At 42.2% G+C, this 13,005-nt stretch carries 12 protein-coding genes; 6 read left to right on the top strand and 6 right to left on the bottom strand.

The annotated features are described in order from the left end of the window. Positions 1-4: 4 nt before the first annotated feature. From pspC to pspA, 3 genes are all read right to left on the bottom strand, one after another. On the bottom strand, positions 5-406 hold the full coding sequence (gene pspC, locus SJY38_RS03805) for an envelope stress response membrane protein PspC (RefSeq protein WP_004586908.1): 402 nt from the start codon (positions 404-406) through the stop codon (positions 5-7). Beyond that, complete coding sequence (pspB, locus tag SJY38_RS03800) at positions 403-636, bottom strand: envelope stress response membrane protein PspB (protein ID WP_004586907.1); 234 nt, start codon at positions 634-636, stop codon at positions 403-405. Before pspB ends, pspC begins: the two co-directional genes overlap by 4 nt. 67 nt (positions 637-703) lie before the next feature. Further along, positions 704-1,363, bottom strand: a complete 660-nt coding sequence (pspA, locus tag SJY38_RS03795; protein ID WP_004586906.1) for a phage shock protein PspA — start codon at positions 1,361-1,363, stop codon at positions 704-706. Positions 1,364-1,549: 186 nt separating this feature from the next. Here pspA and pspF point away from each other — a divergent pair, with 186 nt between their 5' ends. From pspF to SJY38_RS03765, 6 genes are read left to right on the top strand one after another with little or no spacing between them, the layout of a single operon-like run. Then, positions 1,550-2,614, top strand: a complete 1,065-nt coding sequence (gene pspF, locus SJY38_RS03790; RefSeq protein WP_054983061.1) for a phage shock protein operon transcriptional activator — start codon at positions 1,550-1,552, stop codon at positions 2,612-2,614. A 15-nt stretch (positions 2,615-2,629) separates the two neighbouring features. Next, a complete protein-coding gene (locus SJY38_RS03785) occupies positions 2,630-4,237 on the top strand; it encodes an ABC transporter substrate-binding protein (RefSeq protein WP_096739311.1) in 1,608 nt (535 codons plus the stop codon). Next, positions 4,237-5,271: an ABC transporter permease subunit gene (locus tag SJY38_RS03780; protein ID WP_004586903.1), complete on the top strand. Its 1,035-nt coding sequence runs from the start codon at positions 4,237-4,239 to the stop codon at positions 5,269-5,271. The genes SJY38_RS03785 and SJY38_RS03780 overlap by 1 nt, the downstream gene beginning before the upstream one ends. Beyond that, positions 5,258-6,151 carry an ABC transporter permease subunit gene (locus SJY38_RS03775; protein WP_024033801.1) on the top strand — a complete coding sequence of 298 codons (894 nt, stop codon included), beginning with the start codon at positions 5,258-5,260 and terminating at the stop codon, positions 6,149-6,151. Before SJY38_RS03780 ends, SJY38_RS03775 begins: the two co-directional genes overlap by 14 nt. Further along, positions 6,152-7,144, top strand: a complete 993-nt coding sequence (locus SJY38_RS03770; protein WP_004586901.1) for an oligopeptide/dipeptide ABC transporter ATP-binding protein — start codon at positions 6,152-6,154, stop codon at positions 7,142-7,144. Further along, on the top strand, positions 7,144-7,905 hold the full coding sequence (locus SJY38_RS03765) for an ATP-binding cassette domain-containing protein (protein WP_377109300.1): 762 nt from the start codon (positions 7,144-7,146) through the stop codon (positions 7,903-7,905). The genes SJY38_RS03770 and SJY38_RS03765 overlap by 1 nt, the downstream gene beginning before the upstream one ends. A 114-nt stretch (positions 7,906-8,019) precedes the next feature. Here the strand turns inward: SJY38_RS03765 and SJY38_RS03760 are convergent, their stop codons facing one another. From SJY38_RS03760 to lon, 3 genes are all read right to left on the bottom strand, one after another. Continuing rightward, positions 8,020-9,921, bottom strand: a complete 1,902-nt coding sequence (locus SJY38_RS03760; RefSeq protein ID WP_121637756.1) for a SurA N-terminal domain-containing protein — start codon at positions 9,919-9,921, stop codon at positions 8,020-8,022. Between the two features lie 172 nt (positions 9,922-10,093). After that, positions 10,094-10,393: an HU family DNA-binding protein gene (locus tag SJY38_RS03755; RefSeq protein ID WP_286247754.1), complete on the bottom strand. Its 300-nt coding sequence runs from the start codon at positions 10,391-10,393 to the stop codon at positions 10,094-10,096. A gap of 183 nt (positions 10,394-10,576) precedes the next feature. Then, positions 10,577-12,937, bottom strand: coding sequence for an endopeptidase La (lon, locus tag SJY38_RS03750; protein ID WP_004586897.1), 2,361 nt, complete (start codon positions 12,935-12,937; stop codon positions 10,577-10,579). Positions 12,938-13,005: the final 68 nt, after the last annotated feature.

Here is a 13,005-nt window from a genome sequence, read left to right as displayed (position 1 = left end):
TCCTTTAAAGTTTGTTGATTTCACGGCTAACCGTAAACTCGCTTGAAGTAACATGGCGCTCCATATCTTGAAGACGCGTGTCTATTCGCGTTAAACGCTCTTTTAAGTCTTGCAATGCGCGGCGCGGTGGCTCGCCTTTTTGCCATACTTTAAATTTAACTTCTAGCGGATCGTCAGTTTTAGTTGAGCTACTAGTATGTATAGTTGTGGGGTCTTTTTTATCTAAAATAAACCACGCTGCAATATACGCTACCACAAATAATGGGCCACCCGTTAGCAGTACCGCACTAACAAAAATAATGCGAACTAACCATAACTCCATATTAAAGTAGTCACTTAATCCCGCACATACACCGGCGATTTTACCGCGCTGTGGGTCTCTTAATAATTCGCGTTTGGCACTCATACTTTGCGTCTCCATTGTGGTGACTCTTGATCGAGTAATGCTTCAAGCGTTTCTACTCTATCAGCCATTTTTTCGGCCTTATGGGCAAGTTCCAATAACTGGCGATGTTCATGCTCACTTAACCCTTGGCTCACTTGCTTTTTGCTACGGTAGTGCAAAATTAACCACAGTGGCGCAACAAAAATCATGAACAAGATAAATGGTGCAATTAGTATCTCTGGATCAAACATAATCCTCTCCTGACAATCCGTAATCGATGTTTTAAGCAGTGGGGCACTTTAAGTACCCCTTTATAAGTTATTTATCAGCTAGCTTCTTTTTAAGTTCGGCAAGCTCATCATCTATCTTTTCATTTTTTTGTAGGTCGGCAATTTCATCTGCAAGCGACTTTTTACCTAAATCGTAAGACTCTATTTGAGATTCTAGTCCATCAATTTTAGTTTCGTAGCGCTCAAAGCGATTAAGTGCATCTTCTACTTTAGAGCTATCAAGGGCTTTTTTCACTTCAAGGCGCGACTCAGCCGAACGTTGACGTAAAATAATTGCCTTTTGACGTGCTTTAGCATCGGCTAGCTTTTCTTGTAGAGTAGTGACTTCTTGCTGAAGTTTCTCAATATGAGACTCTACATGCTCAAGCTCAGACTCTACTGCTGCGACTGCTTCTGCCGACTTTTGCTTTTCAAGTAACGCTGAACGCGCTAAATCGTCGCGGTCTTTACTTAGTGCAAGCTCTGCTTTGTCTTGCCAATCGCTTACTTGTGCTTTTAGTGTGTCTACACGACGTACTAATTCTTTTTTCTCAGCCAGTGTTTTAGCTGACGTAGAGCGCACCTCTACCAATGTGTCTTCCATCTCTTGGATAATAAGACGAACCATTTTTTCTGGGTCTTCTGCTTTATCTAAAATGGCATTGATATTAGAATTAACAATGTCTGCAAAACGCGAAAAAATTCCCATAACATTTACCTCTGTAATATAAACTTAGTTGGTCTGCTGTAACTAGTATCAATATGCTTGCCAACTTTTTAAAATCTAAAATACACTTTATTTTCATTAAGTTAAACTAAATATACAAATTCCTTTAGTTATCCCTGATTATGAAATACACTAACTGTTAGCAAAAATGACCAAGAGTTAGGAAAAATGAGCCAATATCGCCAACAGGATAATTTACTCGGCCAATCTGATAGCTTTTTAGCTGTACTTGATCAGGTATCGCAGTTAGCTAATTTAGATAAGCCAGTGCTTATTATTGGCGAGCGAGGAACCGGTAAAGAGCTTATAGCCGCCCGTTTACACTTTTTATCAAAGCGTTGGGATCAAAACTACGTAAAGCTTAACTGTGCAGCCCTTAACGAAAACCTCCTCGAAAGCGAATTATTTGGTCATGAAAGCGGTGCTTTTACCGGGGCAAGTAAACGCCACGAAGGTCGCTTTGAGCGCGCTAACAGCGGTACCTTATTTTTAGATGAGCTGGCTAATACATCGGCCATGGTACAAGAAAAGCTTTTGCGCGTTATAGAATACGGTGAATTTGAGCGGGTTGGTGGTAAACACACCGTAAAGGTAGATACTCGTTTAGTGTGTGCCACCAACGAAGATTTACCCCACCTTGCTGAACAGGGCGAATTTAGAAGTGACTTACTTGACCGCTTAGCCTTTGATGTAATTACCCTGCCACCACTGCGCGAACGTCAAGACGATATTATGCTACTCGCTGAGCAATTTGCCATGAATATGGCACGCGATTTAGAGTGGGAGTTATTTAGTGGCTTTACCCGCAGCGCCACCGAAACCCTGCTAAATTACGATTGGCCGGGTAATATACGCGAGCTTAAAAATGTAGTTGAGCGAAGTTTGTATCGTCATGGTAATGAACATATTCCCGTTCACCAGATTATTTTAGACCCATTTGAAAGCCGTTTTAGACCCAAAGCACGCATTAAAGCTCCTATTGCAACACCGCTTGCCCCAGCGGAGCCTACAACACTAGCCACACCTATTAGCGAGCTTAGTAACGAGCTTAGCGCTCCAATTGAATTTCCGTGTAGCTTAAAAGAGCGCTCTAACGAATTTGAAATAAATATGATTAATAAAGCCCTTGAGCATAGCCAATTTAATCAAAAGAAAACTGCAGAAGTACTCGGTTTAACGTATCATCAATTACGTGGTTATCTTAAAAAATACAATTTATTAGAAGATAAATAGTTAGAGGTTATGCGAGTGCATAAAATACTACTTGTTTTACTAGCCAGCACCTTAACAGGCTGCTTTGATAGTAAAGAAGAAATTATAGAAGAGAAAAACCAAGGCCTCGTTTATTGCGCCGAAGCGAACCCTGTGTCGTTTAACCCGCAAGTAACAACCACTGGCTCAACTATTGATATTATTGCTAATCAGTTATTTGACCGTTTAATTAGTATTGACCCCGTTACTGCAGATTTTAAAAGTGAGCTGGCAACCGATTGGAAAATTAGCAACGATGGAAAGTCGGTCACCTTTACGCTGCGTAAAGGCGTAAAATTTCATTCTACCTCGTACTTTACTCCTACTCGCGATTTTAACGCTGATGATGTTATTTTTACCTTTAGCCGATTATTTGACGTGTACAACCCGTACCATTTTGTAGGCGATGCAAACTACCCGTATTTTCAAAGTGTGGGGCTCGATCAGCTTATTCGTAAAATTGTGCGCGTGTCTGACTATCAAGTGCGCTTTGAGCTATTTCACCCAGAAAGCAGTTTTTTAACGAACATGGCCACCGACTTTGCCGTGGTGCTGTCGCAAGAATACGCAATGCAATTAAAAGCGCGAGATCAAACTAATTTATTCGATCAGTACCCTATTGGCACAGGCCCTTACATTTATAAAGAGTACCGACGCGATCACTTAGTGCGCTTTTACCGCAACCCCCTTTATTGGAAGCACGATGTTGCCCTTGAACAGCTGGTTTACGACATTACGACAAACGGCACTACGCGCATAGCAAAAATGCTCACTAAAGAGTGCGATGTAACCGCGCACCCAAGTAGTGCACAACTGAGTATTTTAGCGCAACGAGACGATATAAACGTTGAAAAAGAAACCAATTTAAATATTGGTTATTGGGCCTTTAATACTGAGCGCGCCCCTTTTGATGACATTAGAGTGCGTAGAGCCCTTGCGCATGCAATTGATATAGACAAAATAATGCAAGCCGTTTATTACGGTAATGGTATACGCGCGCAATCTATTTTACCGCCGACCTCGTGGGGCTTTGAACCACAAGAAAACATGCCTATGTTTGACCCTGAGCTGGCTAAAAAACTACTCATAGAAGCGGGGTTACCGAATGGCTTTGATATGACCATTTGGGCAATGCCGGTGAGTCGAATATACAATCCTAATGCCCGTAAAATGGCTGAGCTGATGCAGAGCGATTTACGCAAAATAGGTGTTAATGTGAGTATTGTTGAGTACGAGTGGAATACTTTTATTCAGCGTATAGGTGAGCACCGCCATGATAGCGTATTACTCGGCTGGGCTGCCGATACCCCCGATCCAGATAACTTTTTTAGCCCATTGCTAAGCTGCACCGCCACTTTTAGCGGTAAAAACCCAGCCAATTGGTGTAACCCGCAGTTTGACTTATTGCTTACCCAAGCGCTCGACACCACCGATTTAAGCTTACGCAAACAGTATTACGATCAGGTTCAAGCGCTCATTATTGATCAGCTTCCGTTAGTGCCTATTGCTCATGGTATGCGTTTTCAAGCAAATAGTGCCGATGTAGAAGGGATAACCCTTGGCCCATTTGGGGCGATTTCACTCGCAAATGCGAGGAAAAAATAATGATACTTGATTATATATTACGCCGCCTTGGCTTGTTTTTGTTCATGATTTTAATGCTAAGCATATTTACCTTTTCGCTTAGCTACTTGTTCCCAGGAGATCCGCTTAGCAACTTAAGTGGTATTCCTAGCGGTAATTTTTCTCAGCACAGTGAGCTTGAAGATAAATACATGTATGACAGCAACTACGTTATGCAGTATTTAGCGTTTTTAGGGCGTATATTTCAAGGTGACTGGGGCGTGTCGTTTGCCTCGGGAGATAACGTTTTTCAGCACATTTTAGATTTAATTCCAGCAACTTTAGAGCTGTGTGTTTATGCGCTTATTGTATCGGTTGTGGTAGGTGTACCAGCGGGCATTTTGGCCTCAGCGTACACACGCCGTTGGCCAGATAAATTAATTAGCTCTACCACCATGATTGGTTACTCTATTCCGGTTTTTTGGTTAGCGCTGTTACTTATTATGATTTTTTCGCTCAAACTGGGCTGGTTTCCTATGTCGGGTAGAATGGGGTTACTATTTGAAATACCGCCTAATACCGGGTTTATATTAATCGATATTATGCTCGCAGGCTTCCCCTACAAAGGTGAAGCATTTATAGATGCACTGCATCACTTAACACTGCCAACCATAGTACTGGCCATGTTTCCTACCACTGTTTTAGTGCGCTTTACCCGCGACTCTATGCTTAAAGTAATGGATCAAAGCTTTATAAAAACGGCCAGGGCAAAAGGCCTTAATCGCCGCCAATTAATCATGCATCATGCGCTGCGCAATGCGCTATTGCCGGTAATAAAACAAATAGGACTGCAATTTAGTACGCTTATTACGCTTGCCATGATAACCGAAGTTATTTTTTCTTGGCCGGGTATTGGCCGTTGGCTAATCGATAGTATTTACCAACGAGACTACCCTGCTATTCAAGGCGGTTTAATGGCGGTGTCTATGTTTGTTATTATTGCCACTATTGTTGCCGAGCTTACATATACTCTGTTCGACCCAATTTCGCGGAATCAGGCACATGGTAAAGTTTAAATTATTTTCTGAAGAGTCGAATAAATCGCCGCTGGCGCGTTTTTGGCGCAAATTTAAAAACAATCACCCCGCCTTGGTGGGATTATGGATTTTTATGGCGTTTGCGTTATTGGCCGCCAGTGCGCCCTTTTTAGCACCGTATGGGGTTAATCAACAACATAGCGATGCTTTACTTATACCGCCGTCATGGCGAGAAATGGGCGATGTGCGCTTTATTTTAGGCACCGATGATTTAGGACGCGATGTACTCTCGCGCTTGATGAATGGCGCAACTTACACGTTTGGCTTATCGGTGGTGGCTGCATTTATTACCACCATTATTGGTGTGCTTGTTGGCACTTTTGCCGGCATTAGCCGCGGCCTTCGCTCAAGCTTTTTAAATCACTTGCTTGATATCACGCTCTCTATTCCGTCTTTGCTATTGGCGATTATTATTATCGCAGTGCTTGGGCCGGGCTTAATGAATACAGTGTGGGCCATTATACTGGCGTTATTACCGCAATTTATTCACTCTATTCGTAATTTAATTGTTGATGAGCTAAGCAAAGACTACATTACCGCTTTTAGGCTTGATGGTGCCTCTAACTGGCATATTTTGTCGCGGGGTATATTTCCTAATATTTATGAGCACATTGTGGTTATTTTTACCACCGCGCTTTCTACTGCTATTTTAGATATTGCCGCCTTAGGCTTTTTAAAACTAGGTGCACAGCCCCCAACTACCGAATGGGGCGCCATACTGGCTGAGAATTTAGGCCTTATATATTTAGCACCTTGGACCGTTGCGCTACCGGGTGTATTATTATTTTTAGCGGTTTTGTCTACCAATTTAGTAGGTGATGGCCTACGAAAAGTGCTTAAAGCACGTAAGGCTGATTAAATGCAATTACTCGACGTTAGAAATTTAACCATAGAGCTGCGTACCTCTGAAACGGTAATTCGCGCTGTAGACAGAGTCAGCTTTAGCCTAAAAGAAGGTGAAGTACATGGCTTGGTGGGAGAGTCGGGCTCTGGTAAAAGCTTAATAGCCAAAGCCATTGTTGGGGTACTTAACGAACGCTGGCATATAACAGCCGATAGAATGCATTGGCGCGGTGTTGATTTAATGCGCTTAACCCCAGAGCAGCGCAGAAAAACAGTCAGCCAAGACATTGCGATGATTTACCAAGACCCTAGCCGCTGCCTTGACCCGACCGCTAAAATATTTGACCAAATAGCCGAAACACTGCCTGAAACATCCACTAAAGGCTTTTTTTTAAAGCGCAATAGAGAACGTAAAGACCGCGTAAAAGCACTTATCCATAAAGTGGGTATTAAAAACCACGACGCTGTGCTTGATAGTTACCCGCACGAGCTCTCAGAAGGCGTGTGCCAAAAGGTCATGATTGCCATGGCCATAGCGCGCACTCCTAAGCTACTAATTGCTGATGAGCCGACTACAGCGCTTGAAAGCACCACCCGTGCACAGGTATTTAGGTTGCTAAAAAGCTTAAATCAATTAAAAAACATGTCTATTTTGATGATTTCTCATGAGCTTGAAGAAATAGCCGACTGGTCGCACGGTATTCATGTTTTATATTGTGGGCAAATGGTTGAAGCCGGCCCAACGCAACGTATTTTTCGCCAGCCTCGCCACCCTTACACGCAAGCGTTATTAAAAAGCTTACCCAATTATGAGCAAGGCTTAGCGCACAAAGAACCCTTTTATGCACTTAAAGGCACTATCCCTACTTTGCAACATTTACCTATAGGTTGCCGATTAGGCCCACGCTGCCCTCAAGCACAAAAAGAATGTGTAATTACCCCTGCACTTACTAAGCACCATGGGCATAGCTATGCGTGTCATTTTCCGCTTATTAAGGAGATGAAGTAATGCAACCGGTATTAAAAGTACAAGCGCTTTGTAAAACCTTTAACATACGTGCCGGTTTATTTAGCCGCAAAAAATTTGAGGTACTAAAAAATATCTCTTTTTGTGTGGGCAAAGGCGAAACAATCGCAGTAATCGGTGAAACCGGTGCGGGTAAAAGTACACTCGCTAAATTACTCGCAGGGGCCGATAGCGCCGACAGTGGGCAAATTTTATTAGAAAGTAACATTATTGAAGATGGCGGCGTGCGCGATGATCAATGTCGACATATCCGCATGATATTCCAAGACTCTGCTGCCTCGCTCAATCCGGGTCTCACCATAGGTGATATGTTAGATGATTGCTTGCAGTATAATACCGATTCAGACCAACTGGCTCGCCAAGAAAAAATAGATGCCACGCTTTCTAAAGTGGGGCTGCTAATCGATCATCAACATTATTACCCTCACATGTTTAGTGTAGGCCAATTGCAGCGTGTAGCGTTGGCGCGGGCGCTCATTTTAGACCCTAAAGTGGTGGTGCTTGATGAAGCACTGTCGGCTTTAGATCCCTCCGTTCGTGCGCAAACAGTTAACTTATTACTTAAGCTGCAAAAAGAAACCGGTCTAACTTATGTACTCATTACGCACCATTTAAGTTTAGTGCGCCATATCAGCGATCAGCTAGTGGTGCTTGAAAAAGGTGAGGTAGTAGAATATGGGCGTACCGAAGAGGTGTTTCAAAATCCGCAATCAAAAGTAACACAGCGCTTAATTTGCTGTTAATACTAAGCTTATATTTATAAAACAATACTGCCTAATTATTTTACTAAGCACATTGAAGTTATAAAAAAGGCGCGTTACTTATAAAGTAACGCGCCTTTTTTTAATGTATCGCGATTATTCTGCTGCTTGCTCTACCACAGGTAGATTTAGCTCAGCTTTAGCCTTTAAAGACTCAATAAACGCTAAGTAGTTTTTGTTAGCTTGCGCCATAGTAATGTTTTGCTGTACTTGCGGGTCGATATTTGCGGTTACTTGCGCATCGCTTACCGATTTAAGTGCAACAATTGCCGCATCACCGTTGTTTAAATCAACCACGTCTGTGCTTGGTGCATCATTAGGACGAGGCATTTTAAACGCTTGCGTTACAATAGCAGGCGAAACCGTGTAGCTTTGACGCGTTAAGCTCGCTTCTTCACGTACCGTTAGGTTTTGCTCACTGGCCACATCGCTTAGCGTTTTACCCGCTTGAACTTGTGCAAATAACTCACGTGCTTTTTCTTTAGCAAGTGTTGATGCTTTTTCATTAACTAAACGTGTTTTGATTTGCTCACTCACTTGCGCAAGTGGTTTAGTTGCAGATGGCTCGTATTTATTTACACGTACTACAATAACGTGCTCATCACCTAGCTCAATCACTTCTGAGTTTACTTTATCTTCAAGTAATTCTACTGAGAACAACTGAGAAATTACCGCAGGTGTATTAAGTGGCTCTGGCAATGCATTACGTGCAACAAGTGGCGTGGTTTTAACTTCAACGTCTGCCACTTCTGCTGCATCGTCTAAACGGTCAGAAATCTCAAATGCTAAGGCACCCATTTCTGTTTGCTTTTCGTAAAACGCATCTACTTTTTCAGTTTGCTCAAGCTCTGCACGTAAGTCGGCTTTTACGTCGTCATACGCTTTCACTTGCTCTGGCTGTAAGTCAGTAAGTTTAATAATGTGATAACCAAACTCTGATGCTACAACTTCTGAAATATCACCTTTGTTTTGAAGCGCAAATGCAGCATCTTCAAAAGCAGGGTCCATTACATCGCGCTCAATCCACTCTAGGTCGCCGCCCATTTCGCCACTCACAACATCATCAGATGATGACTCTGCAAGCTGTGCAAAATCAGCACCTTGTTCTAACTGCTCATGTAATGCGTTGGCTTTTTCAAGCGCGGCATCATCATCTTCGCTGTTATCAATTAAAATGTGCGATACACGGCGTTTTTCAGGCTCGATGTATTGTGCTTTATTTTGCTCATAATACGCTTTTACGTCGTCTTCTGTTACCGACTCTACGGTGATATCTTGTGCTTTAAGCTCAATGTAATCAACCGATACACGCTCTGGCGATAAAAATTGTGATGCGTTTAGCTCGTAGTAATCAGCAATTTCTTGCTCAGATACGTCTACGTTTGCTTGTAACGCTTCTTTGCTTAACACAAGGTAGTCTATGCTACGCGTTTGCTGCTGCAGGGCTGCAGCGCGTTTAAGCTCGTTTTCAAGTGCAAACTCAGTACCAGCAACCGCAGACACTAATTGGCTGCGTGTCATGTCTTTACGTAAGTACTCACGAAAAGCATCTGGTTGAAAGTTCATTTGACGAATTACTTGTAGGTAACGGTCGTTATTAAATTTTTCACCAATTTGAAAGTACGGTAGTTCTAAAATTGTTTTACGTACGCTGTCGTCGCTTACGCGAAGGCCTAAATCTGCCGCTAATTGTGATTGCAATTCTTGTTGTACTAAGCGGTCAATTACACCTTGACGAATTTGCGCCATGTAATTTGGATCTGCACTGATTTGTGCAAAGTATTCGCCAAATTGTTGCTCTAAACGGCTACGTTCGTTTTGATAAGCACGATTAAATTCGGTTTGGCTAATTTTAATTCCATTTACTTCAGCAACGGGTTGTTCTGGGGTTTGACCTAAGTAACTACCGATCCCTGCTAAGGCAAAAGATAAAATCACCGCGCCTAAAATTATTTTGGCTACAGGACCCTGTGAGCCCTCTCTGATTTTCTCAAGCATTTGTTTATCTCTTATTGATCAAGGTATTTTACCTTGTCATATGTAAAAAAAGCGTATCTTACCAGATACGCTTTTTCACTTGAAGTAACTGGCGGTGAAGTTACTTAATTCATCGATTAGGATAATTAAGTTTATATACACTCGCCATAACTAATCTGTATTTAAACAGTGATTAGTTTACTGCGTCTTTCAGCGCTTTACCGGCTTTGAAAGAAGGAATATTTGCCGCAGCGATTTGGATAGTTTCACCAGTTTGTGGGTTACGGCCTGAACGAGCAGCACGCTCGCGTACTGAGAAAGTACCAAAACCTACAAGTGCAACTGAATCGCCATCTTTAAGCGCTCCAGATACAGACTCGATGAATGAATCTAGTGCACGACCTGCAGCCGCTTTAGAAATGTCAGCGTCAGCTGCGATTTGATCGATTAATTGAGATTTATTCACAATATCATCCTCTTTCATTGTTATTATCAAGAGCGATTGTTTTTTAAAGTAACATCACTTTTTTGAAAATTTTAGAGCAAACTTTTAATGCTCACATGATTATATTTTTCTTAAGCCTAGGCCCCATAAGGGCTAGGCTCGAAAACCAGTGCTTAACTTATCATACCGATTAGATTTGAAAAGCCCTTTAAAGCACTTTTTTTGGGTTTTTTATTGGTTTTTCGGTGTTTCGACTGAAAAACTCTCAACAGGATGCACTAAAGCTAACTTTAATACTTCATCAATCCATGTAACTGGGTGAACATCTAAGCCTGCCAGTACGTTATCTGGGATCTCTTTTAAGTCACGTTCGTTAATTTTAGGAATGATGACTGTTTTAATTCCACCACGATGTGCAGCAAGTAGTTTCTCTTTTAAACCACCAATAGGCAGTACTTCACCGCGCAGTGTTATTTCACCTGTCATTGCTACATCGGCTTTAACGGGGTTACCTGTTAAGCTCGATACTAAACCCGTTACCATTGCCGCACCGGCGCTTGGGCCATCTTTAGGGGTCGCGCCCTCTGGTACATGCACATGAATGTCACGTTTTTCGTAAAAATCGTTATTAATACGGAACGTATCAGCACGATTACGAACCACCGTCATGGCCGCTTGTATCGACTCTTGCATTACATCGCCCAGTGAGCCTGTGTAGCTTAGCTTGCCTTTACCTGGCACAGCCGCACATTCAATGGTCAGTAAATCGCCGCCTACTTCGGTCCACGCTAAGCCTGTTACCTGACCAATGCGGTCGCCGTCTTCAGCTTTACCGTAGTCGTAGCGCTGTACACCTAAAAACTCTTCTAGGTTATCTTGATTGATAGTGACTGTTTTAGTCTCTTTATCAAGTAAGATATTTTTAACGGCTTTACGACATAGTTTAGATACTTCGCGCTCTAAATTACGTACGCCCGCTTCACGCGTGTAGTAACGAATAATGCCAATAATTGCACTGTCTTCTATTACTAGCTCAGAAGGTTTTAAACCATTGCGTTTAACTTGCTTAGTAATTAAGTGCTCTTTTGCAATGTTTAGCTTTTCATCTTCGGTGTAACCCGATAGGCGAATAACTTCCATTCTGTCCAATAGTGGACCAGGAATATTAAAGCTGTTTGATGTTGCTACAAACATTACATCCGATAAATCGTAGTCTACTTCTAAGTAGTGATCAGCAAAGTGGCTGTTTTGCTCCGGATCGAGCACCTCTAATAGTGCTGAAGCTGGGTCGCCGCGCATATCTGATGACATTTTGTCGATTTCATCTAACAAGAATAATGGGTTTTTAACGCCCACTTTTGTCATGTTTTGAATCAGCTTACCTGGCATAGAGCCAATGTAAGTACGACGATGACCACGAATTTCAGCTTCGTCACGTACGCCACCTAGTGCCATACGAACATATTTACGACCCGTAGAGCGTGCAATAGACTGCCCTAGTGATGTTTTACCAACACCCGGTGGTCCTACTAAACATAAAATAGGCCCTTTAAGCTTATTAGTACGTTGTTGCACCGCGAGGTATTCAATTATGCGTTCTTTAACTTTATCTAAGCCGTGGTGATCGCTATCAAGAATTTTTTGCGCGCCTGCTAAGTCTTTTTTCACTTTCGAGCGTTTTTTCCATGGTACGTTAATTAACGTATCAATGTATGAACGCACTACAGTGGCCTCTGCAGACATTGGCGACATCATTTTAAGCTTATTAAGCTCAGCTGATGCTTTTTCTTTCGCTTCTTCTGGCATACCTGATTCTTCAATACGCTTTTTAAGCGCTTCAAATTCGTCAGGTACATCATCAAGCTCACCAAGTTCTTTTTGAATGGCTTTCATTTGCTCGTTGAGGTAGTACTCGCGCTGAGACTTTTCCATCTGCTTTTTCACGCGGGTACGAATTTTTTTCTCAACTTGCAATAAGTCTATTTCACCTTCCATCAGTGCCATTAAGTATTCTAAGCGCTCTGTAACGCTTGAAATTTCTAACACTTTTTGTTTTTCAGGCACTTTTAATGGCATATGCGCTGCCATTGTATCGGCAAGGCGTGCTGGCTCATCAATACCTGAAACAGAGGTTAATACCTCAGGTGGAATTTTTTTATTAAGTTTTACATAGCCTTCAAACTGGCTAACAGCGCTGCGGATGAAAATATCTTGTTCTTGCTCATCCACTGAATCAGATTCGATGAACTGAGCATTCGCTACAAAAAACTCATCGTTATCTACAAATTCTTCAATTTGTGCGCGCTGCGTACCTTCAACTAAAACTTTAACTGTACCGTCTGGTAACTTTAATAACTGAAGTACAGTAGCAATAGTACCGATACGGTAAATATCGTCTTGCTCAGGTTCGTCTACAGTTGCATCTTTTTGTGCAACCAAGAAAATTTGTTTGTCTTTATCCATTGCCGCTTCGAGGCATTTTATTGATTTTTCACGGCCTACAAAAAGCGGGATCACCATGTGCGGATATACCACAACATCGCGCAGTGCTAACACTGGGATTTCGACTCGATCGGTTCTCTCAAGCGTCATTATAGTTTCTCTTCGCACTTCATTTATTTAAAAGATTACTCAAGTATATGGGGATAATCTAATTAAAG

Origin of the sequence: Pseudoalteromonas sp. R86517, from assembly GCF_042466295.1 — a bacterium.
GTDB classification, from domain to species: Bacteria; Pseudomonadota; Gammaproteobacteria; order Enterobacterales; family Alteromonadaceae; genus Pseudoalteromonas; species Pseudoalteromonas atlantica.
The sequence above is the reverse complement of the archived record's forward strand: the minus strand, read 5'-3'. Positions and strand labels throughout refer to the sequence as shown.